A 25,070-nucleotide genomic window follows, 5' to 3' on the forward strand; every position below is an offset into this window, starting at 1 on the left:
GGAAGCATGAACAAGGCGCAACGACGCGCTCATATGGAGCCGCCCTGCCCGGCGTGCGGTTCACGGGTGGTTCCGATCTGGAAAGACGTACGTCCCGTGGCGGCGCGCCAGCCGGACTGGCAGGTCAGCGCGAGGCAGTGCAGCAGCCAGGGCTGCAGCATGAACGATCCACAGAACTGGTAGCAGGGCGCCAGGGCCCCACTACTGGCCGATGATTTCCTCGGCGTTCTCCTGCACCCAGCCAAAGAGCGGCAGCAGGTGGTCGGTGAGTTCACGGCCCCGCGGCGTCAGGCTGTAGTCCACCCGCGGCGGAATGGTCGGCCGGGCCTCGCGGTACACCAGGCCGTCGCGCTCCAGCGTCTTCAGCGTCTGCGCCAGCATCTTTTCGCTGATGCCCTCGGCCCGGCGGCGCAATTCGCTCCAGCGCTGCTGCCCGTCGGCCAATGCGATCAGAATCAGCACCCCCCACTTGCTCGTCACGTGGTCGAGCAGGGTCCGGCTTGCGCAACCGGCAGGAAATACGGGGCTCTCCGGAGGCTGCGGGGACCGGGGATGATTCATAACTAACCGTCACGTATGTACCTTACCTGAAAGTGCGTACTCTCTTCCGGGAAGTTTTGCCGCTGCGGGCCGGTTGTCCACCCCGGAAGAGCAAACACGTGAAAGGAATTTCCCATGAGCATCGTCGTCACCGGCGCCACCGGACAACTTGGCCGCCTTGTAATCGAATCCCTGCTGCAGCGCGGCGTCCCCGCAGGGCAGATCGTCGCCACCGGACGTGCCGTCGAACGGCTGGCGGAGTTCGCCGGCCGCGGCCTCCAGGTTAGGGCCATGGACTACGACGACGCCGCCACGGTCACCGACGCCCTTAAGGGCGCCACGAAGGTGCTGCTGATTTCCGGGAGTGAAGTCGGCCGGCGGGTGAGACAGCACCGCGCTGTGATCGATGCCGCCGTCGCCGAGAGCGTCGGACTGATCGCCTACACCAGCATCGCCAATGCGGACAGCACGGGCATGAAGCTGGCCGCCGAGCACCAGGCGACGGAGGCCCTGCTCGCGCAATCCGGACTCCCCTACGTGCTCCTGCGCAACGGCTGGTACCTGGAGAACTACACCGAGCAGCTTCAGGGGACGCTCGCACAGGGCGTGTTCGCCGGAAGCGCCGGCGACGGCAAGGTTAGCGCCGCGGCGCGCGCCGACTATGCCGAGGCAGCGGCTGCGGCCCTGATGGCCGAGGACCAGGCCGGGAAAGTCTACGAACTCGGCGGCGACGAGGCCTTCTCTATGGCGGAACTGGCCGGCGAGATCGCCGAGGCCAGCGGGCAGCCGATCGCATATCAGGACCTGCCCGCGGCCGACTACGCCGCCATGCTGGCAGGATTCGGCGTGCCGTTGGACTTCGCCGATATCCTTGCGGACTCCGACCTGGGGATCGCTCGAGGAGACCTTCACGTCACTACGACTCAGCTACGCACGTTGATCGGCCGGCCCACAACACCCATGTCCGAGGCGGTCCGGTCGGCGGTATCCGCGCTTTAGGGGGCTCCAACCTCCCCTGGCAACCGGGCCGCGGCAGCCATGCCTCCACGGTTCCGGGCCCGACCGCGCTTGCCTTCGCACCGCGCGCGTCCGAAGATAGTCCGGAACCCGCCCGTGGACTGGAGGCCGCATGAGCGTTCTGAGTGCCGGCCTGCTGCTGTACCGGCGGGGTCCGCAGTCGCGGCTGGAAGTCTGGATCGGACACATGGGCGGGCCGTTCTGGGCGCGGAAGGATGCCGCGGCCTGGTCCATCCCCAAGGGCGAATACACCGAAGACGAAGACGCACTGGCGGCCGCGCGCCGCGAGTTCGCGGAGGAAATCGGCACCGCCCCGCCCGACGTCGATTACTTCCCGCTGGGCAGCTTCCGGCAGGCTTCGGGCAAGTTTGTCACCGTCTTCGCCGCCGAATGTGACTTCCGGCCGGAAAGGAGCGTGAGCAACACCTTTTCGCTGGAGTGGCCAAGGGGATCGGGCATCGTCCGCAGCTACCCGGAGATCGACGACGCCGCGTGGTTCAGCGAGTCCGAGGCCCGCACGAAGCTGGTGCGCGGCCAGCTTCCGGTCCTGGACGCGCTCCTGGCGCACCTGCGGGAGGCAGGCTAGCCGCGGCCGCCAGCCACCGGTGTGACAGGATGCTGCATTGAATGTCACAACGGGCGCGGGTAGTGTGACAGAAACTGTCAGTTCACACGACGCTAGCCCGGGAGCAGCCATGCAACATGTAGGACGTCGACTGTCCGCCGTCACCGCGGCACTGGCCCTGAGCGTGGCGGGCGGCGCCGTCGCCGGCCCCGCCTCCGCGGCACCGCGCGAGACTGAAAAGACCGCGACGGCCATCGGCTACGGCGGCGCGGTGAGCACGGTGGACCCGGAGGCCTCGGCCGCCGCGATCGAGGTGCTCCGCAAGGGCGGCAACGCGGCAGACGCCGCCGTCGCCGCAGCCGCGACCCTGGGCGTGACCGAGCCGTACAGCGCCGGCATCGGCGGCGGCGGCTACTTCGTCTACTACGACGCAAAGACCGGCAAGGTCGGCACAGTCGACGGACGCGAGACTGCTCCGGCCGGGATGCCGCACGATGCGTTCATTGACCCGGCGACGGGCCAGCCCTACCGCTTCACCCCCGAGCTCGTCACCAGCGGCGTCGCCGTCGGCGTCCCTGGCACCCCCGCGACCTGGGAACGGGCACTCGAGCGCTGGGGCAGCCTGGGCCTTGGCGAGGCCCTCAAACCGGCCATCAAGGTGGCCACCCGAGGCTTCGTCGTGGACGGAACGTTCCGGCAGCAGACCCTCGACAACAAGGCCCGCTTCGCCGCATTCCCCGCGACCAGCAGCCTCTACCTGCCCGGCGGGGACGCTCCCGCCGTCGGCAGCATTTTCCAAAACCACGACCTGGCCGCGACTTACCGGCTCCTCGCGAAGCACGGCACGCGCGGCTTCTACAGCGGGCCGCTCGCTGCGGAAATCGCGGCCACCGTCCAGGCTCCAGCGAAGGCCGCCGGCACCAAGCTGCCCGTCCCGGCCGGATTCATGACAACGGCGGATCTCGCCGCCTACCGTGCGCTGGACCAGGATCCCACCCACGTGGACTACCGCGGCCTGGACGTCTACGGCATGGCGCCCTCCAGCAGCGGCGGCACCACGGTCGGCGAGGCGCTGAACATCCTGGACCCGTCCAATCTCTCCGGGATGTCCCGGGCCGGCGCCCTGCACCACTACCTGGAAGCCAGTGCCCTGGCGTTCGCCGACCGCGGCAAGTACGTCGGCGATCCGGCGCAGGTCGACGTGCCAACGGCCGCTCTCACCGACCCGCTCTTCGGCAAGGAACGCGCCTGCCGGATCGACCCGCAGCATGCCGCGGCCAAGCCGGTCGCACCGGGAAATGTGTCAGCGTACGACGGCGTGTGCCCGGCCGCCGCAGTGGCACCCGCCGACGAGAAGGACACCGAGAACATCTCGACGACGAATCTGACGGTCGCGGACAAGTGGGGCAACGTGGCGGAGTACACCCTCACGATCGAGCAGACCGGCGGATCCGGCATGGTGGTGCCCGGCCGCGGGTTCCTGCTCAACAACGAAATGACCGACTTCTCCACCGTGTACGACCCCAAGGATCCGAACCGGATCGAGCCGGGGAAGCGTCCGCGCTCCTCGATGGCGCCGACCATCATCCTGAAGGACGGGGCGCCGTTCCTCGCGCTCGGCTCCCCCGGCGGATCGACCATCATTACGACAGTGCTGCAGACCATCCTGAACCGGGTGGATCTGGGCATGACGATCTCCGAGGCGATTGCGGCACCGCGTGCGTCACAGCGGAACACGGCCAAGGTCACGGCCGAGCCGTCGTTCATCGCCGCGTACGGCACCGGGCTCGCGCCGTACGGCCATCAGTTCACACCGTCCGGGGATGCGTTCACCTCGGCGGCGGAGATCGGCGCGGCAACCGCGATCGAGTTCGGTCCGGGCGGGCGCCTGGTCGCGGCCGCCGAGCCGGTCCGGCGCGGCGGCGGTTCGGCGATGGTGCTCAACCGGTCTCGGTAACGGCGCCTTTCACGTACGCGGCCTGTCCCGCGTGCTGGAGGCAATCGGCGAGAATGCTGACCAGCCGCACCCCGAGCGTGACCGGCGGCTTCCAGCGGGTGTCCACGACGCGGTCGAGCTCCTCGTCGCTGAGGGATTCCAGGAACCCGACACTCTGCCGGTGGACGGCGTCGTAATAGTCCCGCAGCAACTCAGGCGGGGCCTGAACCGCGTCGACCTGCTCGGACGTGTGCCCGTAGCCGGTGTCCTGGACGGGCAGTGACAGGCCAAACCGTCCGGCGAAGCCCTGCGACGTCCACACCTGCTCCAAGCCGGCGGCGGGGGCGATTTGGGCATCCTCCCCACGGCTGAGGTGCCAGACCAGCCACGCAACCGGGTTTGCCTGGTCCGCCACCCGCCGGACCAGCAGCTCCGGGTCTATGTCTTCGAGGGTGGCGGCCACGATCTCGTGGATCCTGCCAAACCCGTCAAGCAGCAGTTCGTTGGCCTTCATTGCAGTCCCCTCCCGGCGCGCTTTCGCTGAGCCCCCATGCTGGCACGGCCGGAACCGGTTGCGCTATCACTTTTGGTTGTTCCGGGTGCGGCAGAGGGACCATAAGGGAAAGAGCATCCCCTACACCTTCCGGTGGATCGACTTGTAGCTGAGGTAGGCGTTGAGGCCCTCGACGCCATATTCGGTGCCGAGGCCGGAATCGTGCCGGCCGCCAAAGGGCGCCGCATGGTTGGAGGCGAAGAAGTTGATGCCCACCGAACCGGTGTCCATCCGTTCCGCCACCGCCATCGCCGTCCCGGGGTCGGAGCCGAACACCAGCCCGCCCAGGCCGAACTCGGTGTTGTTGGCCAACGCGACCGCTGCATCGGCGCTGCCTCCCGCGTCGTCGTACTTCAGGATGCAGATGACCGGTCCAAAGATCTCCTCGCGCGAGATCCGCATGGCGGGGGTGACGTCGGCGAACACGGTCGGCTCGACAAAGTAGCCGCCTTCGAGCCCGCCGCCCAGCGACGCGGCGCGGCCGCCGGTCGTGGCACGGGCGCCTTCGGCCAGGCCGGACTCCACGTATTCCAGAACGGTCCGGTACTGGGACTCCGTGGCGCACGGGCCAAACACGGTGTCAGGCTCCAGCGGGTCGCCCTGCTTGGCTGCCGCGATCGTGGCGGTGACCATGTCCACCACCTCCTCGTACCTGCTGGCGGGTGCCAGGATCCGGGTCGAGATGTAGCAGGTCTGCCCGGTGTTGCGCAGGCAGGAGCGGATCAGCACCTTGGACATGGCGTCCAAGTCCGCGTCCGGCAGCACAACCGCACTGGATTTTCCGCCGAGTTCGAGGGTGACAGGGCGCAACAGTTCGCCGCATGCCGCCGCGATCTTTCGGCCCACCGGCGTGGAACCCGTGAACGCCACCTTGTCCACGCCGGGGTGCTTCACGAGCTGATCCCCCAGCCGGCCGGATCCGGTGACAAGGTTGACGACGCCGGCCGGGACACCGGCCGCGGCCACCGCGTCAATGACCACCCGGAGGGACAACGGGGTGGGAGACGCCGGCTTGATCACCACGGTGCATCCGGCCAACAGCGCCGGGGCCAGCTTGATGACCACGAGGTTGATCGGAAAGTTCCACGGTGCGATCAGGGCGCACACGCCCACCGGATCGCGCCGGACAACAGATTCCCCGCTGCCCTTCGGGAAGGCCCGTACGTCCTCACGCTCCAGGTACTCGGCCAGGGTGGCGAAGTAGCGGAGGATCCCCGCGGCGTTGGCGGCGGCCCCGGCGGATTCGGATACCGGCGAGCCGTTCTCGCGGGTGTTCGTCAGGGACAGCTCCCCGGCCCGCTTCTCCACTTCCTCGGCGATGCGCAGCAGGTACGCGGCGCGGACCGACGGCGCCAGCCGCGGCCACTCGCCGGCGTCGAAAGCCCGGCGTGCGGAGACGACGGCGGCGTCGACGTCTTCGGCGGTGCCGTCCGGCACGGAGCCCCAGGCTTCGCCGGTGGCGGGGTCCGTGACCGGGTTGCGGCCGGTACCGCGTGCCGGGATCCAGGCGCCGTCGATGAAGAGGTCGTCGACGTGGGTGTAGGGCAGTTTGAGCGCGGCGCGGGCGGCCACGGCGGGGGCCTCGTGCGTGGCGGCGGTCATCGGATGACCGCCGTCTTGAGCAGGGCGGTGGAGCGGTCCAGGTCCGCGATGGCCATGTCGAACGCGGCCTGGGTGATGAGCTCGGGCACGATTTCCGAGGTCAGCCGCTCGGTGTAGGTCGCCGGGTCCATCTTGAACCAGGAGGAGGCCAGGGCGATCCCAGCCTGGTCGAAGCGCCACAGCCGGTCGGCGTCGCGCATCAGTGCGTCCTCCAGCGAATAGGCCACGGGGCGGGTGTCATGCCCGTCAATGATCGCGCAGACGCGCTCGATGAATTCGGCGTCGTAGCCCAGGTCCGGGAGCACCCGGCGGGCGACGTCGCAGCCTTGCTTTTCGTGTTCATACCGGATGGCGGCCTTGCGCCAGTCCCCGGCGAAGCCCTCGGAGATGATCCGGGATTCGTCCACGTGGGCCCAGCCGGTGTCGTGCAGCACCGTGGCCACCCGGACCAATTCGGCGTCGGCATCCGGATAGGCCCGGCAGAGCCGCTCCGCGTAGGCGAGCGAGATAGGCAGGTGAATGTCGTTGCCTCGGGTGCGGGTCTCGTGCACTACTGCCCGCCAGAGCCCGTCCAGTTCTCCTAGGGCCGCGGGGGTAGTGGCGATCGGGGCCGTGTCCACCGGTCCCGGCGCCGGAATCGGCCGGACCGGATAAGCGGCGGCGAAGTCCGCGGCCGCGGGGTGGGCAGGGGCGACAGCAGTAGTCCCGGCTGTGGCAGTGCCGGCGTCGGCAACCGGCGTCTTGGGGGTGGTCATAGTGCTCCTTCGGGTGGGGCTGGCCGGAGGCGGCTAGCTGTCCGTGGTGATCGTCTTGAGGGGTGTAGCCGGGTCCGCGGCGGCGTCGGCGGGGATGTTCTGGCCTTTGGCGAGGGCGTTCTTGACCGCCATGAAGTCCAGCGGCGCGTTGACGCAGTCCGCGGCGATGATGCGGCCCTGCCGGTAGTAGAGGACGCTGAACTTGCCCCGTTCCTGGTCCTGCCGCAGCACCGTCTGGTCGTAGCCGCTGCAGAGTCCGGCGATCTGGAGCTTGAGGTCGGCCTGGTTGGACCAGAACCACGGGATGCCGGCATATTCCTCGCGCCGCCCGGTGAGCGAATAGGCGGCCACCTTGGCGTGCTCGATCGCGTTGTTGACACTCTCGAGCCGGATCCGCTCCCCCGGTTCCGAGCCGGGGACCGGGTTGGGCATGTTGGCACAGTCGCCGATGGCCACCGTGGTCCCGTCCGAGGCCAGCGCGAAGCGGTCCACGACGATCCCGTTGTCCACGGCCAGGCCAAGCTGTTCGGCCAGCTGGGTGTTCGGGATGACGCCGATGCCGACCAGCACGATCTGCGCGGGCAGCACCGTGCCGTCCTGGAGTTCGACGCCGGCGACCCTGCGGCCGTCGCCCGGGGCGTTGTCACCGGCGCCGGCTGCGGTGAAGCGCTTGGCGCTCGTGTTCAGCCGGATGTCCAAGCCCCGGGCACGGTGGGCCTGCAGGAAGTACTCGGCGGTTTCCTCGCCGACGGCGCGGCCCACCAGCCGCGGACCGAATTCGAGCACGGTGACGTTCTTGCCCATCTTTTGCAGGCTGGACGCGGCTTCGAGGCCGATGAATCCGCCGCCGATCACCACCACGTCGGTGGCATCCTCCACCCGGGCCTTGAGCGCCAGGGCGTCGTCGGCGTTGCGCAGGTAGAGGACGCCGTCGAGGTCCCCGCCCTCAATCTCCAGTTTTCGGGCGCGGGCGCCCACGGTGAGGGCGAGCCGCGTGAAGGGGAACTGCCGCCCGGAGGAGGAATGCGCCACCCCGGACCCGTCGGCTTCCTTCTCGATCCGGACGATGTATTCGCCCTTGACCAGCTCCACGTTGTGCTCGGCCCAGTACTCGTTGGAGCGGAAGATCAGGGATTCGCTCTCCACCGTGCCCTGCAGGAACTCCTTGGACAGGGCCGGGCGCTGGTAGGGCCGGTGGTCCTCGTCGCCAAGCAGGGTGATGTGCTCGTCGAAGCCGAGCGCCCGCAGCGACACCGCGAGCTGGACGCCGGACTGGCTGGCGCCGATGATCAGCAGGCCGGTGCGGGTGGGGCTTGCAGTTTCGGGACCGGCTGCGCCGGCCGTTTCGGCGGACGTCTGCTGCGCCGCGGCAACGTGGGTTTCCACGGCTACACCTGGGTTTCCGGGGTGGTGACGAACAGTTCGATCTCGTCCGTCAGGCGCAGCTGGCAGGACAGCCGCGAGTTGTCCTCGCGGTCCACGGCCGTGCCGTAGAGCATCTCGTCCTCCATGTCCTCCATCGGTGGAAGCTCCGCGAGGCAGTCCTCGCGGACAAAGACGTGGCAGGTGGCGCAGGACAGCGAGCCGCCGCATTCGGCCACGATGCCGGGGACGCCGTTGCGCACCGCGGTCTCCATGACGGAATCCCCGGGGTTGCCCTGCACGTCGCGGACGGCGCCATCGGCGTCGGTGAAATGAACCGTTGGCATTGGTCCTCCTTGGGTAGAAAGTCGCTTGGAAATTTGGAGCCGGCGCTCAGATGAACTGGCGGCCGCCGTCGACCACCATGGTCTGGCCGGTGTAGTAGGAACTGTCCGGGCCGGCCAGGAAAAGCGCCGCACCCACGATGTCTTCCGGCTGGCTGGCCCGCTTGATGGCACCCCGGTCCACGCCGTAGTTCTCGGCGTTCTCCATCAGCCCATAGCTGGCTTCGGTGAGGGTGAAGCCGGGGGCGATCGCGTTGACGGTAATCCCCCGCCGGCCCAGTTCCTTGGCCAGCACCCGGGTCAGGGCCACCACACCGCCTTTCGAGGCGACGTAGTGCAGCCACTGCTCCGAGCCGCTGAAGATCGTGGCGCTGGAGAGGTTGATGACGCGCCCGCCCTCGGGCAGGAACGGGCTCGCCGCCCGGGTGACGAGCCAGGGGCCCTTGAGGTTGACGTTCATCACCAGGTCCCATTCGGCCGGGTCAATGTCCTCGAACGGGCTGCGGGTCACCCCGGCGTACACCGCCGCGTTGTTGAGCACGACGTCGATGCTTCCGCTACCGAAGTCCGCGCAGTCTTTTGCGAGGGCCTCGGTGGAGTCGACGCTGGTGACGTCGGCGTAGAAGGCGGCCGCCTCGGCCCCGGTATCCAGGACCAGTTTGGCTGTTTCCTCAGCGCCCGCCAGGTTCACGTCCGCCACCGCCACGCGGTAGCCGCGGCGGGCGAAGCCGAGCGCGAACGCCCGGCCCAGCCCGCCGGCGGCACCGGTGATCAGGACGGTGCGGGCCGGCTGGTCCGTGCGCCCGTCTTCTGCGGGGTTCATCGTCGCATCAGACATGGCTGTGGCTGTGCGCTCCGGGTCCGGTGACCGCCAGTTCGTCTTCGGCGTCGAGGATCTGCACGGTCCCCTTGGTGCCGTCCACCCGCAGCCGCTGTCCGGTCTTGATCGTGGTGGACGCGGAGCCGGTCCCGGTCACGGCCGGGAGCCCGTATTCCCGGCAGACGATCGCCGCGTGGCTCATCATGCCGCCGATGTCCGTGACCGTTGCCTTGATCTTGCCGAAGATCGGGCCCCAGGACGGTGCCGTGACGGTCGCGACCAGGATTTCGCCCTGCTGCACTTCGGAGAGCTGGTCGGCGTCGGTGACGACGCGGGCCAGGCCTTCGACGACGCCGGGTGAGGCCGCCATGCCGCGCAGGCCGCCGCCCTCCACCGCTTCGCCGGCACCCAGCCACTGCTGGACCTGCTCGGTGGTGATGCCCCAGAGCATCCGGGTGAACGGTTCGGTGATGATTTCCGGCGGGGTGTTCAGCGCGGGCGCCGGCCGCGCCGTCTTCAGTGCGTCCACGATCCCGCGGCGGCGTTCGATCTCCTCCGGCCAGTAGTCCGGGCCGATCGGCTTCGCGCCGACGCCCCAGCCGGTGACGAGGTCGAAGAGCGCGTCGCGGACCTCGTTGCGGCCCAGGTAGAGCAGGTCGTCCGGCTCGGTCCAGAAGCCTTCGCCCTGCATCATGCGGCTGAGCTCGCGGATTTTGCGCCAGAAGACGCCCATGGTCCAGTGCTCGATGTAGAAGTTGTGGTTCTCCACGTACGGGTAGGCGGTCGCGGCGAGCCCGCGCTTGGCGTCGAACAGTGCCTGGTTTTCGCCTTCCAGCAGCTCCCGGTATTCCTCGATGATGCGGTCGCGTTCGAGGATCAGGGCCTCGACCGGGCGCATGATTTCCTGGCCCTCGTCCACCCGCCGGACGTAGTCCGCGATGTAGCCGAGCGGGATTTCCTGGTGTTCGTTCCAGTACTTGTCGTGGCCGTAGAAGCCATTGCCCACGGTGAAGTTGAACCACGGGTCCTTGGCGGCCTCATACTGGGCAATCCAGCGGTCCCCGCCGGGGGCGGCCGCGATCGCAGCGAGGGTGGCCTCGACGTCGTCGGGGTTGCCGAAGCGGGATTGCAGCCCGAGTTCGACGGCGAGCTTGGCGAGCTGCTTGAGCTCGTCATCCGGACGGAACAGCTCCATGTCCACGCCCTGCACCATGGTGGCGATCGACTGGTCCGGGATGTTGGGGAAGACCTGCTTGCAGAAGTTGAAGAAGTCCAGGTAGGCGATGTAGCCGAGGTTGAGGAACTCGAAGTGGTATTGCCAGTTCTGGTAGGCCAGCTGGATGAGCCGGTCGTAGCTTTCCAGCAGCTTCTCGGAGCCGTCCTTGCCCTTGCCGGAGAGGATATCCTCCATCGGGACCACGTCCGGGAGCTTGGGGAAGGAGATGGTTTCCATCTCGTCGATGGTGCCCTTGACCTTGACATGCCACTGCTTGAGGAGCTGGTCCCAGTTCTGGAAGTAGTGGCCCACGCGCTGCTCGAACAGGGGGACCCGCGCGGCGATCTGGTCCTCGGGGACCGGGATGGGCGACATGTACAGGTAGCCCAGGTGCACCCTGAATTCGATGCCGTTGGCGTTCGGGATCATCAGATGCCGGGCGTTGTACTGGCCCAGGCACTTGACCGCGAATTCGCCGCCGATGGTCTCGAAGGGCTTGAAGACTGTGGGCCAGTGCTGGCTGTCGCAGAACCAGAACTTGGCGTCCTCCTGCTCCTTGAGCTTGTCCTGGAAGACCAGGTAATACGGGTAGATCTTTTCCCAGCCCTCGGCGCCGGCGGGGACCGCGAGCTCGGAGGGTTTGGGGAAGGACTTCAGGGACATGGCGGTCCTTTCAAGGCGGGCTCATCGTTGAGCCGTGGTGGGAGGGCGGAACGGGGGGCAACAGCGGGTACTAGGCGGACGCCTTGGGCGTCCCGGCGCTGAATCCGCTGAAGAAGCCTCCAGCGACCACCGGTTGCGGGGCCGTGACGACGGCGGGCTTGGAGGAGTGGACGGTTTCCGGGCGGGACTGCAGCAGGAGCAGGTTCGCGCCGTCCGGCAGGTCCGTGTCAAGGGCCCACTCGATGTCCTGCGGGCACTTGTAGTGTTTCTCCGCGCGCTTGGCCATCAGCGCCACGGCGCTGAGTTCAGCGTCGCTGAGGCTGCGCCGGCCGCGGCGTTCGGCGTCGACTTCCCGCTCCACCAGGCGGCCGGCAACGGCGTCCGGGACGAGTTCGGCGTGCTTGTCGCCGAGGTGTTCGGAGATGACGGCCAAGGTGACTTTGTCCAGCATGATGTTGTCCGGGGTGACCTGGCCTGAGACCACCATCTCGCCGACGCCGTAAGAGGAGTCGATGGTGATCTTGGAGCGGTCGCCGTTGGTGGGGTCCATGGTGATCGCGACGCCGGAGACGCGGGCGTTGACCATCTTCTGCACCACGACGGCCATCGAGAGGCCCTCGTTGGGGATGCTGTTCTTCAGCCGGTAAATGATGGCGCGGGAGGTGAACAGCGATGCCCAGCACTGCCGGATGTGATCGGTGACGGCCTTGACGCCGTGCAGCCAGAGATAGGTGTCCTGCTGGCCGGCGAAGGAGGCGTCCGGGAGGTCCTCGGCGGTGGCGCTGGAGCGCACGGCCACCGGCACGGGCGCCTCGAAGCGTGACATCAGGGCCTCGTAGGCGCCGACGGTGAGCTCGCGCAGCGCTTGCGGCACCGGGCGGGAGCAGATGTCCTCGCGGATGGCGGCCGAGACCTTATCCACCTGGCCCATGTCCTCGGGGTCGAGATCGGCCAGGAGCTGGTGAATATGCCGGGTGATGCCGGCTTCCTGCATAAAGGCGTCAAACTGCGCGGTGGTGACCACGAAGCCTGGCGGGACGGGCATGCCGGCGGAAGTCATGGTGACCAGGGACGCGCCCTTGCCGCCAAGGTTGTCGAGCTTCGGTTCGATGCCGCCGTCGAAGAACTGGATGTACTCGTTGCTTTGCATTTTCCTTAGGCCTTCCAGCTGACGGGGACGGTCTCGGGGACGCGGAAGGACAGGTTTTCGCGGAAGGTGATGGCTTCCGGGTTCTCCAGCTGCAGTTCCGGGGCGAGCCGGGCCACTTCCTCAAGGGCAATCTTGGCCTGGAGCTTGGCGAGCATGTTGCCCAGGCAGTAGTGGATGCCGAACCCGAAGGAGAGGTGCTCGCGGGCGTTGGGACGGCTGATGTCGAAGACCTCGCCGGCGTCGAACTTGTTCTCGTCACGGTTGGCAGAGCCCATCAGGAGCAGCAGCTGCGCGCCTTCCTCGATGGGGACGCCGCCGACTTCGGTGTCTGTGAGCGCCTTGCGCCGCCAGCCGACGATCGAGCCGGCGTAGCGGAGCACCTCGTCGATTGCGGCGGGGATCTTCTTGGGGTCCTCGACCAGCTGCTTCCACTGGCCCGGGCGGGCCAGGAGCTCGCGGAGGGCGTTGGAGATCAGCGTGGTGGTGGTCTCGTGGCCGGCGAAAAGCAGGCTGTACAGGACCGAGGCGATCTCATGGTCGGAGATCTCGGCACCCTCCTGCTGCGCCTTTACCAGGTCCGCGGTGAGGTTGTCGCCGCCCTCCTCATGGGCCACCTTGACCAGGCGGAGGCATTCCTGCCAGTACTCCACCAGGTTGTGGGCGTGCGGGATCTGTTCCTCGTCGCTGAGGTCGCCCCAGGTCATCGCCGCGCGGGAATCGCTCCAGCGCTTGAAGGTGTCCACCTGGGAGACATCCGCGCCGATGAGGGTGAGGATGGTGATGGTGGGGACGTCGTAGGCGAGATCCTTGACCATGTCGCCGCGGTGTTCCGGGTGGGCCAGCATCTTCTCCAGCAGGTCGACGACGTTCTGCCGGATGAACGGTTCCAGCGCCTTGTAGCGGCGCGGCGTGAAGGCTTTCTGGACCACGGCGCGGATGCGGGTGTGCTCCGGCGGGCGCCGCGCCGACAGGCCCGAGTAGGCGGTGAACCCGCCCTCTTCCATGATCTTCTTCGCCGCAGCGCCGCGCTCGCGGACCGGGGCCTGGGCATTTTCGCTGGAGAAGGTCTCCCAGTCCTCAAAGACGGCCTTGATGTCGTCATAGCGGGAGACGACGTAGAGGCCCACCCGCTCGTCGAACATCACGGGCTGCTCGGCCCGGAGTTCAGCATAGGCGGGAAACGGATCCTTCATCTGGAACGGCTCATAGCCGTGGTGCCCTGCGGGGGCTTCGGCGCCGTGTCCAAAGGGACAGCGGCCGGCCGTTTCCGTCGAGGGTGACATCTAAGCTCCTAGGTTTTCGGTCCCGCCGGCAGCGCCAGTGCATGCCGGGGTTCTTATCTCCCAGTGTGGCCCCGGTCACTCCCCGCGGATAGCGTGTGCTTCCACTGGGTGGAAAGGACTTGTTCCAGGGCCGGGCCCGGCCGATCCCCCTGGACAGCGTCGGGCCGGGGGTGCGGGGTGCGGCCCGGGGTGCGGGGGCACTTCGACGCGGCCACGCCGCCAACACAGCGGCCGACGTCGAAGATTGCCGTCAAAGTGCTTGCCGTCAAAGTGCCCCCGGACGGACCCTCCGGCGCCGGGAGCAGACAGCACTCGGGGCGTGCCCGGCTCAGTCCGTGCCGGCGACGTGGCTGCCCAGCAGCGTCTCCAGCGGGATCCTCGCGGTGGCACGCTCAATCTGGGCTGCGATGCCCCGCAGGACGGGCAGGTGCCGGGTCATTGTGGCGGCCTGGCTGGTGGGAAGCACCAGGCCGATGGAGGCGCCGATCCTGCCGGTATGGAAGACCGGGACCGCGATCGAACAGGAGCCCAGCCGCACCTCCTCCAGCGTGGTGGCGTACCCCTGCTCCCGGATCTGGACCAGTTCCGCGGCCAGCTTTTTGGGGTCCACATGGGTGTGGGCGGTGTGCCGCTCCAGCTGCCGGTTCAGGTACGCGTCCCGGACCCAGTCCTGCTCGTAAGCCAGGATCACCTTGCCGACGGCGGTCGCGTGCATGGGCAGCCGGCCGCCGACCCGGGAGGCCCGCGGCACCCGTTTTGAACCGTAAACGCGGTCGATGTAGAGCACCTCGTGGCCGGCCCGGACCGCAAGGTGCGCGGTTTCCCCCGTGAGCGAGAACAAATCCTGCACGTAGGGCCTGGCCGCGTCACGCAGCTGCCTCCCCGTGTTCTGCGCCAGCTCCCACAGCCGGATGCCCAGCTGGTAGCGCCCGTTCGGTTCCCGGGACAGGAATCCCCACGCGGTGAGTTCGGTGACCAGCCGGTGGGCAGTACTCAGCGGCAGCCCGGATTTCTCGGCGATCCCGGTCAGGCTGAGGGCACCACGGGATGTTTCGAAGGCTTCCAGGATGGCGAGGACCTTCGAGGTAACGGTCCTGCCGGGTTCGCTGCTGCCGCCAGCCATCCTGACCTCCTTGTCGAGGGCTCATCCCGCCCTTCTGTTCAAAAAGCTCCAGTCCCTTTTCGAGCAACATCCTGCGGGTCATCTGCTTCTGAACTTCTCGGATGCTTGCTACTCCCCAGATTAGTGCCGTCAGGCTACCCCGCCGCCGCGTCCGCACCGGCCGGCAGGGCGACCGGCGCGCTCCAGCCCGGTTTTCGGCTGAAACAACAACGCCGGGTCGGAGACACGCCGGAGTGTTCCGCGCGTCGGAGCTAACAACCGGGCAGGAGCGCGGCCTCGGCTCCCGGCCCGGATCGGATAGCCGCGGTTGTGCTAGATTTCGGCCCATGACCTCGCACCCGCCAAGCCACCATGCCGACGCGCCCGCCGCCGCCGCTATCGGGCTGTTGGCGAGGCAGGGCTATGACGCAACGTCCGTAGAAGACCTTGCGGACGCCGCGGGCATGAGCCGCAGCACCTTCTTTCGGAAGTTCGGCTCCAAGGAGGATGTGGTCTTCGCGGACCACGAGCGGATCCTGCGGCAGGTGACGGACAGCCTGGCGGAAACGATGCAGGAACCACTGGCAGCGATCGGGGACGCGGCGCTGCTGGTTTTCAACCACCACTTGCGGAACGGGGAAACGTCCCGGGCGCGTTATGAACTGATGCAGGCCGTCCCCGCGCTGCGGGACCGGGAGCTGGTCACCTCGCACCGGTACGAGAGGGCGTTCCTCCAGCACCTGCTGGACAAGCTGCCCGACGCCGAGCACCGCGAGTACAAGGCCGTCTCCTTCGCCGCGGCCGTCGTCGCGGTCCACAACGCCTTCCTCCGGCGCTGGCTTCGCAGCGGGGCGGCCCAGGAAACCGAGTCGGCCGCCCGGGACAGGGCAACGGCGCTCGCGAACGAGCTTCAGGCCCTCTCCGAGATCTTCCGGCCGGTCTTACTGGGCTCCGGACCGGCGCACCCGGCCCCCGCCGTCGTCGTGACTGTCCTCGCGGCAGGCGCAGACAAGGACGCGATAGTGCAGGCCGTCCGCGATGCCCTGCCCTAGGCTCGACACGCCACTTCTGGCACTGAGTTTCTTGACGTGAGACTCCGTTTCAATGCATCCTTAGTCGGTGTGGCCTGAACCACACTACGCGGGGCGGAGAAACCCCGCGCCCCAGACAGAGGACTTACCCATGACGACGACGTCGCCCGGTTCCGGGCTCACCGCCACAGCGGCCACGGACGAATTTCCGCTCGGCACGGTCGAACCCGACTACGTGCTCACCGAAGCCCTGGGCACGGATCCCGCCTCCGTGTTCGCCACGATCGGCGACGAGGACCGCGGCTACTGGGAACGTGCCCGCAACTTCGTCCAGGCCGAGGTACTTCCAGTCATAGACAGTTACTGGGAGCGCGCCGAGTATCCGCTGCACCTCCTACGCCGCCTCGGCGAGCTGGACCTGCTGCGCGACGGCGTCCCCGTGGAAGGGTTCCCCGCGATGACCAGCATGGCCGCCGGCCTGGTGAACATGGAGATCAGCCGAGGCGACGGCTCCGTGGCGACCATGATCGCGGTCCAGGGCGGGCTCGCCCTGCGGTCCGTAGCGGAGTGCGGGTCTGCCGAGCAGAAGGAACGCTGGCTGCCGGCGATCGCCGCCGGCACGGAATACGCCGCGTTTGCGCTGACGGAACCGACCCACGGCTCGGATTCGGTGGCCCTTGAATCCACGGCCACCAGCACGGAGGGCGGCTTCCTTCTCAACGGCGAAAAGAAATGGATCGGCAACGGCTCCGTCGGCGGCGTCAGCGTGGTGTGGGCCAGGGGTGAGGACGGCCAGGTTCACGGCTATCTGGTACCGCAGGACTCCCCCGGCTACTCCGCTACAAGGATCGAAGGCAAGCTGGCCTTGCGTGCCATCTGGCAGGCCCACATCCGGCTCGAAAACGTCTTCGTCCCGCAGGAGAACGTGCTGCCGGGGGCGCGGACCTTCAAGGACACGGCCCGCGTCCTGCTGGCGACCCGGCTCGGCGTCGCCTGGTCCGCCGTCGGACATGCCACCGCCTGCTACGAAACCGCGGTTCAGTACGCCAAGCAGCGCGTGCAGTTCGGCCGGCCGCTGGCTGCTTCCCAGATCGTGCAGGAAAGACTGGCCCGGATGCTCAGCGAACTGGCCACCATGCAGCTGATGGTCGTCCAGATGACCCGCCTCGACGAGGAAGGGTCGCTCACCCCCGAGCAAGCCTCACTGGCCAAATACACCTGCACCCGCACAGCCCGCGGCATTGCCTCCAACGCCCGGGATCTCCTCGGCGGCAACGGCATCCTGCTGGCCAACCGCGTCGCCCGGCATTTGGCCGACATCGAAGCCATCCACACCTACGAGGGCACCGAGACCATGCAGGCGCTCATCATCGGCCGCGGAATCACCGGCACCTCAGCCTTCGCCTGACCAACGTTGTTCCTCCGAAAGGACTTCCCATGAACCAGAATGCCAACATCCCCGTCATCCTCGGCGGCGCCCGGACACCTTTCGGCCGCTTCCGCGGCGGCCTGACACCCTTCTCGTCCAGCGAGCTGGGCGCCCACGCCATCCGTGCCGCGCTGGAGCGCACCGGTGTCTCCCCGGAACAGGTCGGCGCGGTCATCGTCGGACAGGTCATCCAGGCCGGAGCAGGCCAGGGCCCAGCGCGCCAGGCCAGCCTGGCCGCCGGCATCGGCTGGGACGTGCCCACCGTGACGATTAACAAGCTCTGCCTCTCCGGGCTCACGGCCGTCATCGACGCCGCCAGGATGATCCGGGCCGGGGAGGCCGACTTCATCGTCGCCGCAGGCCAGGAATCCATGACCAACGCCCCGCACCTGGTCCCGGGGCTGCGCGCAGGTGTCGTCATCGGTGACGCACCCATGCTCGACTCCCTGAACCACGACGGCCTGCAGGACCCGGTCAGTGGCAAGCTGATGGGCGAAGCCACCGACGCAGGAAACACCGAGCGGGGCATCAGCCGGGCCGAGCAGGACGCCGTCGCGGCCCGCTCCCACCAGCGCGCCGAGGCGGCACGCGCCGCCGGGGTGCTTGCGGAGGAAATTGCGCCCATCCAGGTGCCGCAACGCAAGGGGCCCGCCCTGACGCTGGAACACGACGAGGGAATCCGGCCGGAGACCACCGCCGAATCCCTGGCCCAGCTCCGGCCCGCCTTCTCGAAAGACGAAGCGGCAACCATCACCGCCGGTTCGGCCTCGCCGCTTTCCGATGGCGCCGCCGCGCTGGTGATTGCCAGCAAGGCCGCGGCCATCGCCGCCGGCCTGGACTGGATCGCCGAAATCGGCGCCCACGGCCAGACCGCGGGACCGGACGGATCCCTGCACTCCCAGCCGGCCCGTGCCATTGAACGCGCCTTGTCTCAGGAGGGGCTCACCGCCGGGGACCTCGACCTGGTCGAAATCAACGAAGCCTTCGCCTCGGTCCTCATCCAGTCAGCCAACGACCTCGGCATCGAGACCGACGTCGTCAACGCCGACGGCGGTGCAATCGCCCTCGGCCACCCGGTGGGGGCTTCGGGCGCCCGCCTGGTCCTGCACCAGGCGCTGGCGCTGAAGCGCCGCGGCGGAGGCACCGGCGTCGTCGCCCTCTGCGGCGGCGGCGGCCAGGGCGATGCCCTGATCCTCAAAGCTTAATCAACCCTACGAAGAAGCAGGCCATGACCAACACCACCACCGGCGACGGCTTCGCCACCATTTCCGTTGCGGCGATCCTGGCGGAATCCGCCAAGCGGACGCCGGACAGCGTCGCCCTCATCGTCGGTGACGACGAAACCAGCTACGGAGATCTGTGGCGTGAGACGCGCGCCTACGCCGGGGCGCTCCGGGCGCGCGGCGTCGGCCCGGGAGACGCCGTCGCCGTCCTGATCCCCAACGTCCCGGATTTCGCCCGCGTCTACTACGCCGTCCTGTCGCTGGGAGCCATTGTGGTTCCGGTGCACGCCCTGCTCAAGGCACGCGAAATCGAATACGTCCTCCAGGACAGCGGCGCCAGAATGTTGATCTGCGCCGCCGCGCTGCTCAAGGAAGGTGCCGCCGGCGCCGCCAGCACCGGCGTCGATGTCCTGACGGTCATGGCGCCCGACGACGACGGACTGCCGCGGCTCGAGGCCGAGGCCGCCGCGGCCGAGCCCATCCGCAGCTACGTCCCGTGCCGTCCCTCGGACACCGCCACCATCCTCTATACCTCCGGCACCACCGGCAAACCGAAGGGCGCCCTGGGCACGCACTTCGCCCTGGTGGAACAGACGTCCGTGATCCTGACCAGCGTCATGGACTTCAAGCAGGGCGACGTTCTCTTCGGCGGCCTGCCGCTCTTCCACACCTTCGGCCAGACGGTTGTCCTCAACGCCGGTCTCCGCGCGGGTGCCACGATCGTGATGATGCCCCGCTTCAGCGGCGAGGGCGCCCTGGCGCTGCTGGACCGGCACAAGGTCAATATCTTTGTCGGGGTACCGACGATGTACGTGGCGCTTCTGGAAGCGGCCAAGACGACGGCGGCCCGCCCGGCCGCTCTCCGTTACGGCGTCTCCGGCGGGGCGTCGTTGCCGCTTGCGGTGATGGACAAGTTCCGCGACGTCTTTGGGGTGGAGATCCATGAAGGGTACGGCCTGACCGAAACGTCCCCCGTCGCCGCGTTCAACCACGTAGGCACGGCACCGAGGCCCGGCACCATCGGGATCCCGATCTGGGGCGTCGACATTGAAATCGCGCGCGCCGAAACTGTCGAAAGCATCGAACTGCTGCCGACCGGCGAACTCGGCGAGCTCGTCGTCCGCGGCCACCTGCTGATGAAGGGGTACTTGAACCGACCCGAGGCCACCGCCGAGGCCGTCGTGGACGGCTGGTTCCGGACCGGGGATCTTGGCACCAAGGACGAGGATGGCTACCTCACCATCGTGGACCGCAAGAAGGACATGATCATCCGGAACGGCTACAACGTCTACCCCCGTGAGGTCGAGGAAATTCTCCTCTCCCACCCCCAGGTTGTCAGCGCCGCCGTCTATGGAATCCCGCACGATGTCCACGGCCAGGAAATTGCGGCCGCGATCGTGCTCGATGCGGGGGCCGCCACCACCGAGACCGAGCTGATCGACTTCGCAAGCGCCCAACTGGCTGCATACAAGTATCCGCGCGTCATCAGGCTGCTCACGGAACTCCCGCTCGGCCCCAGCGGGAAGATCCTCAAGCGAAGCCTGGCCGCCGAGTCCCCCGGGGCCTGAGGCCGGTTGCGGCGACGGCGGGCAGGCCGGGTGGCATTGACGCTTATCGATATACTGACGGTAAGTGTCTTACTCAAGTCGGCGCGCCCCCGCCGGGGACCGTGCCGGTGTGAGCCAGCCAAGGAGAACTTCATGTCTGCTGCCCGAAGCCTTGAGCCGGCCGGACGCTGCGGCGGCTCGACAAGCTGCTGTGAGGTTCCGGCGTGAAATTTCTCGAGAATGCTCCGCGGTTCGTCTTCTTCACCGGCAAGGGTGGCGTAGGGAAAACGTCCATAGCGTGCGCAACAGCGCTAAGCCTCGCGAGGACCGGCCAGAGGGTCTTGTTGGTCAGCACCGACCCGGCCTCCAACGTCGGGCAGGTCTTCGGCCTGAGCATCGGGAACATGGTCACCCCCATCCCGGGCGCGCCGGGTCTCTCTGCCTTGGAAATTGACCCGGAGCAGGCCGTCGCGGCCTACCGGGAACGGATCCTCGCGCCCGTCCGGGGGCTCCTGCCCGAGTCGGAACTGGCCGGCATCACCGAGAGCCTCTCAGGTTCGTGCACCACGGAGATCGCCTCCTTCGACGAGTTCACCAACCTACTCGCCGACGACAGCTACTACGGGGATTATGACCACATCATCTTCGATACCGCCCCGACGGGCCACACGCTCCGCCTGCTGCAACTGCCCGGCTCGTGGACCGATTTCCTGGCGGCCGGCAAGGGCGACCCGTCCTGCCTGGGCCCGCTGTCAGGGCTCGAGAAGCACAAACAGGTGTACGCCACGGCAGTCCGGGCCCTCACCGATCCGACGAGGACCCGGCTTGTCCTGGTCACGCGTGCGCAGACTTCGTCCCTGAGCGAGATCGAGCGGACATATCTCGAACTCAACCAGATCGGAATCGGGGGCGGTTACGTCGTCGTCAACGGCCTCCTGCCGGAAGCCGCAGGCGAGGAGGAACTGGCGCGGGCCCTGAGGGCCCGCGAGTCCGCAGCCCTGGCCGCCATACCGGACGCCGTCGCCGGGCTGCCCCGCGATGTCCTGGAGCTGAAGCCGGGCAACATGGTCGGCATTCCGGCACTTGAGTCCCTGTTCGTAGCCACTTCCGACGCCGGAATCACGGCGGATGCGGCCCGGGTGACGGAAGTCCACGACGCCCCGCTGGCCGCCCTCGTGAACGAGTTGGAATCCGACGGCCACGGCCTCGTGCTGTGCATGGGCAAGGGCGGAGTCGGGAAGACCACCGTCGCTGCCGCCATCGCCGTCGCGCTGGCCAAAAGGGGCCATGCGGTCCACCTCACCACGACTGACCCCGCAGCCCATCTGACCGAAACACTCCACGGTTCCGTGAAGGGCCTGACGGTCTCGCGCATCGATCCGGAGGCGGCCATCCAGGAGTACCGCAGCCACGTCATGGCGACCAAAGGCCGGACCCTGGACGAGGAAGGACGTGCGGCGCTGGCCGAGGACCTGCTGTCCCCGTGCACCGACGAGGTGGCCGTGTTCCGCCAGTTCTCCCGGGTGGTGCAGGAGTCCCGCCGGCACTTTGTTGTCATCGACACCGCGCCCACCGGCCACACCCTGCTGCTCCTGGACGCCACGGGCTCCTACCACCGCGAAATTGCCCGCCAGGTCGGCGACACCATGGGGTTCGTAACGCCGCTCATGCGGTTACAGGACCCGGCACAGACCAAGGTTGTTCTCGTCACCCTGGCCGAACCGACGCCGGTGCTCGAAGCAGAGGAACTGCAGGCTGACCTGGAAAGGGCAGGGATTCATCCCTGGGCCTGGGTGGTCAACAACTCGATCGCCGCCGCGCACCCGGAAACGCCGTTCCTGCAGGCCCGCGCCGCGAGCGAAGTCGAACAGATTTCCAAGGTGCGGACCCTGACGGGCCGGGTAGCCCTCATTCCGTTGCTGCCCGACGAGCCCATCGGCGAAGACAAACTATCGGCCCTGACCGCCCTCAGCTCCCTGCCCGCCTGAGCTGGATCCGGGCCCGGCCTTCGCCGCAGCCCGGCTAGCCCTCCGGGCCGCGGTCCAGCAGCGCCTCGAGGTCCCGGGCCGTGGCATCCAGCCTGGCGATCGTGTCCCGCTGGATCGACCGCAGGTACTCGGCATCGGACTCGCCGTCCTGTACCCAGTCCTCATCTCCCGGTGCATCCATGGCCCGGCGCGTGTTGGCGGTCGCGATCCTGACGTTGTCCAGCATCGCGCGCAAGCGGTCCTCAGTGCTGGGGGTCTCGGTCTTCATGTGTCCTCCTTGCCTTTGGTCCTGTTGGCAGGTCCCAGGGACTACCTTCCCCGTCGGCGCGTCGGCAGCACAAGAACTAAAAGACCCGGGTGCGCCGTTCAATCAGGACGGTGTCCTGCCACTGACCCGCGGCGGGACCATAAGCCATCCGGGCAATCTTTTCCCGCCGGCCGACCACCCTGAATCCGTGGGCAAGGTGCAGGTTCAGGCTCTGCTCGTTTTCAGGGAAGACGCTCGCCTGGAGGGTCCAAATGCCGTCCCGTTCCGTCGAAGCGATCAAGAACCGGAGGAGGACGGATCCAATCCGCCTGCCGCGTGCCGCCTCGGATACGTAAATGGAATGTTCCACCACGCCGGAGTAAACCGGGCGGCCGGATACGGCGGAGACGGCCGCCCAGCCGAGGATCCCGGCATCGGGCGCCTCCGCCACCAGGCGGTGGGACGCAAGCCGCGAACCGTCAAAACGGGACCAGTCCGGCGCCTCGGCCTCGAACGTCGCCTGCCCGGTCGCGATTCCTTCGCTGTAGATCCGCCGGACGTCGGGCCAGTCCGATTCCCGCATCGGCCGGACAGTGACGTCCGGCGCGGCGGCCGCGCTCACAGGGAAGCCAGCAGGCCGGCCGTCTGCTCAAGGGCCCCGGGAACCAGCGAGTAATAAGCCCAGGTGCCGCGCTTCTCACGGTGCAGCAGGCCGGCGTCGACCAGAATCTTAAGGTGGTGCGACACGGTGGGCTGGCCCAGGTCAAGCGGCTCGGTGAGATCGCAGACGCACGCTTCCCCGTCGCCGGTGCCCTTGACGATGGAGAGCAGCCGGAGCCTGTTGGGGTCCGACAGGGCCTTGAAGACGACGGCCTTTCGCTGGGCATCCTCTGCACTGAGGACCGGCTGGCCGGACGGTGCACAGCAGGCCTCGTCAAGGGCCGGTTCAAGGGTTTGCAGAGAGTTCATGCCTCTATTATGCACATTGATTGACATTCATCGATATAGTTGGCGATACTTCATATCGACAAGCATCAATTTATCGTAGCGCTGCACAGATAGCCCTGCACCAAAACGGCCGCGCCAGCGGGGCCACAAGCAGAACCGCGCCAGCGCAGCATAGGAGTTCCGTGAGCATCCAGACCGACCAGTCGCCCGCCCCTGAAGATGAGGCTGCCGTCGCCGGCAAACTCTCCACCGTGGACCGTTTCCTCCCGGCGTGGATCATTGCCGCCATGGTCCTCGGACTGCTTCTGGGCAGCTTCATCCCGGGCCTGAACACGGCGCTGGAGGCGGTCAAGGTCGGCGAAGTATCGCTGCCGATCGCCGTCGGCCTGCTGGTGATGATGTACCCGGTGCTCGCGAAGGTCCGCTACGACCAGACGCACCGCGTCATCGGCGACCGCAGACTGATGATTACCTCACTGGTCCTGAACTGGGTGCTGGCCCCGGCGTTCATGTTCGCCCTGGCCTGGCTCTTCATCCCGGACCTGCCCGAGTACCGCACCGGGCTGATCATTGTCGGCCTGGCCCGCTGCATCGCGATGGTCATGATCTGGAACGACCTTGCCTGCGGCGACCGGGAAGCCGCCGCCGTGCTGGTAGCCATCAACTCCGTCTTCCAGGTCATCGCCTTCGGTGCGCTGGGCTGGTTCTACCTTCAGCTCCTGCCGTCCTTGCTTGGGCTGCCGACCACCAGCGCGGACTTCTCCTTCTGGTCCATCACCGCCTCCGTGCTGGTGTTCCTGGGGGTCCCGTTGCTGGCAGGCTTCCTGACCCGCACCATCGGCGAGAAAGCCAAGGGCCGCGACTGGTATGAAGGCACCTTGCTCCCCCGGCTCGGCCCGTGGGCGCTGTACGGTCTGCTTTTCACCATCACCTTGCTCTTCGCCCTGCAGGGCGGGACCATCACGTCCCGGCCCGTGGACGTCGCCCGGATCGCCTTGCCGCTGCTGGTGTACTTCCTGGTCGTGTTCGGCGCCGGGATGCTGGTCGGCAAGCGGCTGGACCTCGGCTACGCGAAGACCACCACGTTGGCGTTCACGGCTGCCGGCAACAACTTCGAACTCGCCATCGCCGTGGCGATCGGTACCTTCGGCGTCACCTCGGGACAAGCCCTGGCCGGCGTCGTCGGGCCCTTGATCGAAGTCCCCGTCCTCGTTGCACTGGTTTACGTGGCCCTCTGGGCCCGCAAGCGCTACTTTAGCCCCCACCCCCTTTCCGCCTAACCCCACAAACTTCAGGAGAACACCATGAGCACCGACACCGCCAAGAAGCCCTCCGTCCTTTTCGTTTGCGTCCACAATGCCGGCCGCTCCCAGATGGCCGCCGCCTTCCTCACCACCCTCGGCGAAGGCCGGATCGAGGTCCGCTCCGCCGGCTCGCAGCCCGCGGAGAAGGTGAACCCCGCCGCCGTCGAAGCCATGGCCGAACTCGGCATCGACATGTCCGCCGAGATCCCCAAGGTCCTCACCACCGAGGCCGTGAAAGAGTCCGACGTCGTCATCACCATGGGCTGCGGCGACACCTGCCCGATCTTCCCCGGCAAGCGCTACGAGGACTGGGAACTCGAGGATCCGGCGGGCCAGGGCGTCGACGCCGTCCGGCCCATCCGCGACGAAATCAAGTCCCGCATCGAGGGCCTCATCGCTTCCCTCACCCCCGCCGCCAAGTAGCCCCAACCGGAAGAAACAGAGG

At 67.7% G+C, this 25,070-nt stretch carries 25 protein-coding genes; 11 read left to right on the forward strand and 14 right to left on the reverse strand.

The window, feature by feature from the left end; all coding sequences use genetic code 11:
• The first annotated feature begins 33 nt into the window (after positions 1 to 33).
• Positions 34 to 183 (forward strand): hypothetical protein, encoded by a 150-nt coding sequence (locus AC1DB8_RS07395; protein ID WP_476892683.1) that lies wholly within the window; start codon positions 34 to 36, stop codon positions 181 to 183.
• A gap of 18 nt (positions 184 to 201) precedes the next feature.
• Here AC1DB8_RS07395 and AC1DB8_RS07400 read toward each other — a convergent pair whose 3' ends face one another.
• The gene (locus AC1DB8_RS07400) at positions 202 to 561 is read right to left on the reverse strand and encodes a winged helix-turn-helix transcriptional regulator (RefSeq protein WP_476892621.1); all 360 of its coding nucleotides are present in this window, start codon (positions 559 to 561) and stop codon (positions 202 to 204) included.
• 114 nt (positions 562 to 675) lie between these two features.
• Between AC1DB8_RS07400 and AC1DB8_RS07405 the strand changes: the two genes are divergently transcribed.
• The 3 genes from AC1DB8_RS07405 (at position 676) to ggt (ending at position 4,079) form a co-directional block, all read left to right on the forward strand.
• Positions 676 to 1,539, forward strand: a complete 864-nt coding sequence (locus AC1DB8_RS07405) for an SDR family oxidoreductase (RefSeq protein WP_441418622.1) — start codon at positions 676 to 678, stop codon at positions 1,537 to 1,539.
• A 130-nt stretch (positions 1,540 to 1,669) separates the two neighbouring features.
• Positions 1,670 to 2,143 carry an NUDIX hydrolase gene (locus AC1DB8_RS07410; protein WP_441418621.1) on the forward strand — a complete coding sequence of 158 codons (474 nt, stop codon included), beginning with the start codon at positions 1,670 to 1,672 and terminating at the stop codon, positions 2,141 to 2,143.
• A 109-nt stretch (positions 2,144 to 2,252) separates the two neighbouring features.
• Positions 2,253 to 4,079: a gamma-glutamyltransferase gene (gene ggt, locus AC1DB8_RS07415; RefSeq protein ID WP_441418620.1), complete on the forward strand. Its 1,827-nt coding sequence runs from the start codon at positions 2,253 to 2,255 to the stop codon at positions 4,077 to 4,079.
• On the opposite strand, the gene AC1DB8_RS07420 is transcribed toward ggt, so the two are convergent.
• From AC1DB8_RS07420 to AC1DB8_RS07465, 10 genes are all read right to left on the reverse strand, one after another.
• Positions 4,063 to 4,572: a mycothiol transferase gene (locus tag AC1DB8_RS07420; RefSeq protein ID WP_476892622.1), complete on the reverse strand. Its 510-nt coding sequence runs from the start codon at positions 4,570 to 4,572 to the stop codon at positions 4,063 to 4,065. The genes ggt and AC1DB8_RS07420 overlap by 17 nt on opposite strands.
• 120 nt (positions 4,573 to 4,692) lie before the next feature.
• Positions 4,693 to 6,213 carry an aldehyde dehydrogenase family protein gene (locus AC1DB8_RS07425; protein ID WP_441418618.1) on the reverse strand — a complete coding sequence of 507 codons (1,521 nt, stop codon included), beginning with the start codon at positions 6,211 to 6,213 and terminating at the stop codon, positions 4,693 to 4,695.
• Positions 6,210 to 6,968, reverse strand: a complete 759-nt coding sequence (locus AC1DB8_RS07430) for an HD domain-containing protein (protein WP_441418617.1) — start codon at positions 6,966 to 6,968, stop codon at positions 6,210 to 6,212. The genes AC1DB8_RS07425 and AC1DB8_RS07430 overlap by 4 nt, the downstream gene beginning before the upstream one ends.
• Before the next feature lie 33 nt (positions 6,969 to 7,001).
• Positions 7,002 to 8,264 (reverse strand): NAD(P)/FAD-dependent oxidoreductase, encoded by a 1,263-nt coding sequence (locus AC1DB8_RS07435; RefSeq protein ID WP_441418748.1) that lies wholly within the window; start codon positions 8,262 to 8,264, stop codon positions 7,002 to 7,004.
• Between the two features lie 92 nt (positions 8,265 to 8,356).
• A complete protein-coding gene (locus AC1DB8_RS07440; RefSeq protein WP_441418616.1) occupies positions 8,357 to 8,677 on the reverse strand; it encodes a 2Fe-2S iron-sulfur cluster-binding protein in 321 nt (106 codons plus the stop codon).
• Between the two features lie 46 nt (positions 8,678 to 8,723).
• On the reverse strand, positions 8,724 to 9,497 hold the full coding sequence (locus AC1DB8_RS07445; RefSeq protein WP_441418615.1) for an SDR family NAD(P)-dependent oxidoreductase: 774 nt from the start codon (positions 9,495 to 9,497) through the stop codon (positions 8,724 to 8,726).
• A 7-nt stretch (positions 9,498 to 9,504) separates the two neighbouring features.
• Positions 9,505 to 11,373, reverse strand: a complete 1,869-nt coding sequence (locus AC1DB8_RS07450) for a PEP-utilizing enzyme (protein WP_441418614.1) — start codon at positions 11,371 to 11,373, stop codon at positions 9,505 to 9,507.
• 70 nt (positions 11,374 to 11,443) lie between these two features.
• Positions 11,444 to 12,523: a PEP/pyruvate-binding domain-containing protein gene (locus AC1DB8_RS07455; protein WP_441418613.1), complete on the reverse strand. Its 1,080-nt coding sequence runs from the start codon at positions 12,521 to 12,523 to the stop codon at positions 11,444 to 11,446.
• Positions 12,524 to 12,528: 5 nt separating this feature from the next.
• Entirely contained in the window at positions 12,529 to 13,806 is a 1,278-nt protein-coding gene (locus tag AC1DB8_RS07460) for a cytochrome P450 (protein ID WP_441418612.1), read from the reverse strand.
• Between the two features lie 328 nt (positions 13,807 to 14,134).
• A complete protein-coding gene (locus AC1DB8_RS07465) occupies positions 14,135 to 14,929 on the reverse strand; it encodes an IclR family transcriptional regulator (protein ID WP_441418611.1) in 795 nt (264 codons plus the stop codon).
• Between the two features lie 326 nt (positions 14,930 to 15,255).
• Between AC1DB8_RS07465 and AC1DB8_RS07470 the strand changes: the two genes are divergently transcribed.
• The 5 genes from AC1DB8_RS07470 to arsA all read left to right on the forward strand — a co-directional run bounded on the left by AC1DB8_RS07470 (position 15,256) and on the right by arsA (position 22,126).
• A complete protein-coding gene (locus AC1DB8_RS07470) occupies positions 15,256 to 15,960 on the forward strand; it encodes a TetR/AcrR family transcriptional regulator (protein WP_441418610.1) in 705 nt (234 codons plus the stop codon).
• A 130-nt stretch (positions 15,961 to 16,090) separates the two neighbouring features.
• Entirely contained in the window at positions 16,091 to 17,347 is a 1,257-nt protein-coding gene (locus tag AC1DB8_RS07475; protein ID WP_441418609.1) for an acyl-CoA dehydrogenase family protein, read from the forward strand.
• Between the two features lie 29 nt (positions 17,348 to 17,376).
• On the forward strand, positions 17,377 to 18,573 hold the full coding sequence (locus AC1DB8_RS07480; RefSeq protein WP_441418608.1) for an acetyl-CoA C-acetyltransferase: 1,197 nt from the start codon (positions 17,377 to 17,379) through the stop codon (positions 18,571 to 18,573).
• A gap of 23 nt (positions 18,574 to 18,596) precedes the next feature.
• A complete protein-coding gene (locus AC1DB8_RS07485; protein WP_441418607.1) occupies positions 18,597 to 20,159 on the forward strand; it encodes a long-chain-fatty-acid--CoA ligase in 1,563 nt (520 codons plus the stop codon).
• A 203-nt stretch (positions 20,160 to 20,362) separates the two neighbouring features.
• A complete protein-coding gene (gene arsA, locus AC1DB8_RS07490) occupies positions 20,363 to 22,126 on the forward strand; it encodes an arsenical pump-driving ATPase (protein WP_476892623.1) in 1,764 nt (587 codons plus the stop codon).
• A gap of 34 nt (positions 22,127 to 22,160) precedes the next feature.
• Here the strand turns inward: arsA and AC1DB8_RS07495 are convergent, their stop codons facing one another.
• The 3 genes from AC1DB8_RS07495 to AC1DB8_RS07505 form a co-directional block, all read right to left on the reverse strand.
• A complete protein-coding gene (locus tag AC1DB8_RS07495) occupies positions 22,161 to 22,394 on the reverse strand; it encodes a hypothetical protein (protein ID WP_441418605.1) in 234 nt (77 codons plus the stop codon).
• A gap of 76 nt (positions 22,395 to 22,470) precedes the next feature.
• Entirely contained in the window at positions 22,471 to 22,956 is a 486-nt protein-coding gene (locus AC1DB8_RS07500) for a GNAT family N-acetyltransferase (protein WP_441418747.1), read from the reverse strand.
• A 35-nt stretch (positions 22,957 to 22,991) separates the two neighbouring features.
• Positions 22,992 to 23,342: an ArsR/SmtB family transcription factor gene (locus tag AC1DB8_RS07505; RefSeq protein WP_441418604.1), complete on the reverse strand. Its 351-nt coding sequence runs from the start codon at positions 23,340 to 23,342 to the stop codon at positions 22,992 to 22,994.
• Between the two features lie 167 nt (positions 23,343 to 23,509).
• On the opposite strand from AC1DB8_RS07505, the gene arsB reads away from it, so the two are divergent.
• Positions 23,510 to 24,601 carry an ACR3 family arsenite efflux transporter gene (arsB, locus tag AC1DB8_RS07510; protein WP_476892684.1) on the forward strand — a complete coding sequence of 364 codons (1,092 nt, stop codon included), beginning with the start codon at positions 23,510 to 23,512 and terminating at the stop codon, positions 24,599 to 24,601.
• A 24-nt stretch (positions 24,602 to 24,625) separates the two neighbouring features.
• Positions 24,626 to 25,048 carry an arsenate reductase ArsC gene (locus tag AC1DB8_RS07515; protein WP_441418603.1) on the forward strand — a complete coding sequence of 141 codons (423 nt, stop codon included), beginning with the start codon at positions 24,626 to 24,628 and terminating at the stop codon, positions 25,046 to 25,048.
• Positions 25,049 to 25,070: the final 22 nt, after the last annotated feature.

It is taken from the genome of Arthrobacter sp. 10N410, assembly GCF_056394945.1.

What these genes read in the sequence shown, in the direction of transcription:
- AC1DB8_RS07430 (WP_441418617.1), bottom strand. Translation starts at nt 6,968, where the DNA reads ATGACCACCCCCAAGACGCCGGTTGCCGACGCCGGCACTGCCACAGCC.
- AC1DB8_RS07470 (WP_441418610.1), top strand. Translation starts at nt 15,256, where the DNA reads ATGACCTCGCACCCGCCAAGCCACCATGCCGACGCGCCCGCCGCCGCC.
- AC1DB8_RS07515 (WP_441418603.1), top strand. Translation starts at nt 24,626, where the DNA reads ATGAGCACCGACACCGCCAAGAAGCCCTCCGTCCTTTTCGTTTGCGTC.
- AC1DB8_RS07485 (WP_441418607.1), top strand. Translation starts at nt 18,597, where the DNA reads ATGACCAACACCACCACCGGCGACGGCTTCGCCACCATTTCCGTTGCG.
- AC1DB8_RS07440 (WP_441418616.1), bottom strand. Translation starts at nt 8,677, where the DNA reads ATGCCAACGGTTCATTTCACCGACGCCGATGGCGCCGTCCGCGACGTG.
- AC1DB8_RS07465 (WP_441418611.1), bottom strand. Translation starts at nt 14,929, where the DNA reads ATGGCTGGCGGCAGCAGCGAACCCGGCAGGACCGTTACCTCGAAGGTC.
- AC1DB8_RS07450 (WP_441418614.1), bottom strand. Translation starts at nt 11,373, where the DNA reads ATGTCCCTGAAGTCCTTCCCCAAACCCTCCGAGCTCGCGGTCCCCGCC.
- AC1DB8_RS07425 (WP_441418618.1), bottom strand. Translation starts at nt 6,213, where the DNA reads ATGACCGCCGCCACGCACGAGGCCCCCGCCGTGGCCGCCCGCGCCGCG.
- AC1DB8_RS07410 (WP_441418621.1), top strand. Translation starts at nt 1,670, where the DNA reads ATGAGCGTTCTGAGTGCCGGCCTGCTGCTGTACCGGCGGGGTCCGCAG.
- AC1DB8_RS07395 (WP_476892683.1), top strand. Translation starts at nt 34, where the DNA reads ATGGAGCCGCCCTGCCCGGCGTGCGGTTCACGGGTGGTTCCGATCTGG.
- ggt (WP_441418620.1), top strand. Translation starts at nt 2,253, where the DNA reads ATGCAACATGTAGGACGTCGACTGTCCGCCGTCACCGCGGCACTGGCC.
- AC1DB8_RS07405 (WP_441418622.1), top strand. Translation starts at nt 676, where the DNA reads ATGAGCATCGTCGTCACCGGCGCCACCGGACAACTTGGCCGCCTTGTA.
- AC1DB8_RS07400 (WP_476892621.1), bottom strand. Translation starts at nt 561, where the DNA reads ATGAATCATCCCCGGTCCCCGCAGCCTCCGGAGAGCCCCGTATTTCCT.
- AC1DB8_RS07495 (WP_441418605.1), bottom strand. Translation starts at nt 22,394, where the DNA reads ATGAAGACCGAGACCCCCAGCACTGAGGACCGCTTGCGCGCGATGCTG.
- AC1DB8_RS07445 (WP_441418615.1), bottom strand. Translation starts at nt 9,497, where the DNA reads ATGAACCCCGCAGAAGACGGGCGCACGGACCAGCCGGCCCGCACCGTC.
- AC1DB8_RS07455 (WP_441418613.1), bottom strand. Translation starts at nt 12,523, where the DNA reads ATGCAAAGCAACGAGTACATCCAGTTCTTCGACGGCGGCATCGAACCG.
- AC1DB8_RS07460 (WP_441418612.1), bottom strand. Translation starts at nt 13,806, where the DNA reads ATGTCACCCTCGACGGAAACGGCCGGCCGCTGTCCCTTTGGACACGGC.
- AC1DB8_RS07505 (WP_441418604.1), bottom strand. Translation starts at nt 23,342, where the DNA reads ATGAACTCTCTGCAAACCCTTGAACCGGCCCTTGACGAGGCCTGCTGT.
- AC1DB8_RS07480 (WP_441418608.1), top strand. Translation starts at nt 17,377, where the DNA reads ATGAACCAGAATGCCAACATCCCCGTCATCCTCGGCGGCGCCCGGACA.
- AC1DB8_RS07420 (WP_476892622.1), bottom strand. Translation starts at nt 4,572, where the DNA reads ATGAAGGCCAACGAACTGCTGCTTGACGGGTTTGGCAGGATCCACGAG.
- AC1DB8_RS07500 (WP_441418747.1), bottom strand. Translation starts at nt 22,956, where the DNA reads ATGCGGGAATCGGACTGGCCCGACGTCCGGCGGATCTACAGCGAAGGA.
- AC1DB8_RS07475 (WP_441418609.1), top strand. Translation starts at nt 16,091, where the DNA reads ATGACGACGACGTCGCCCGGTTCCGGGCTCACCGCCACAGCGGCCACG.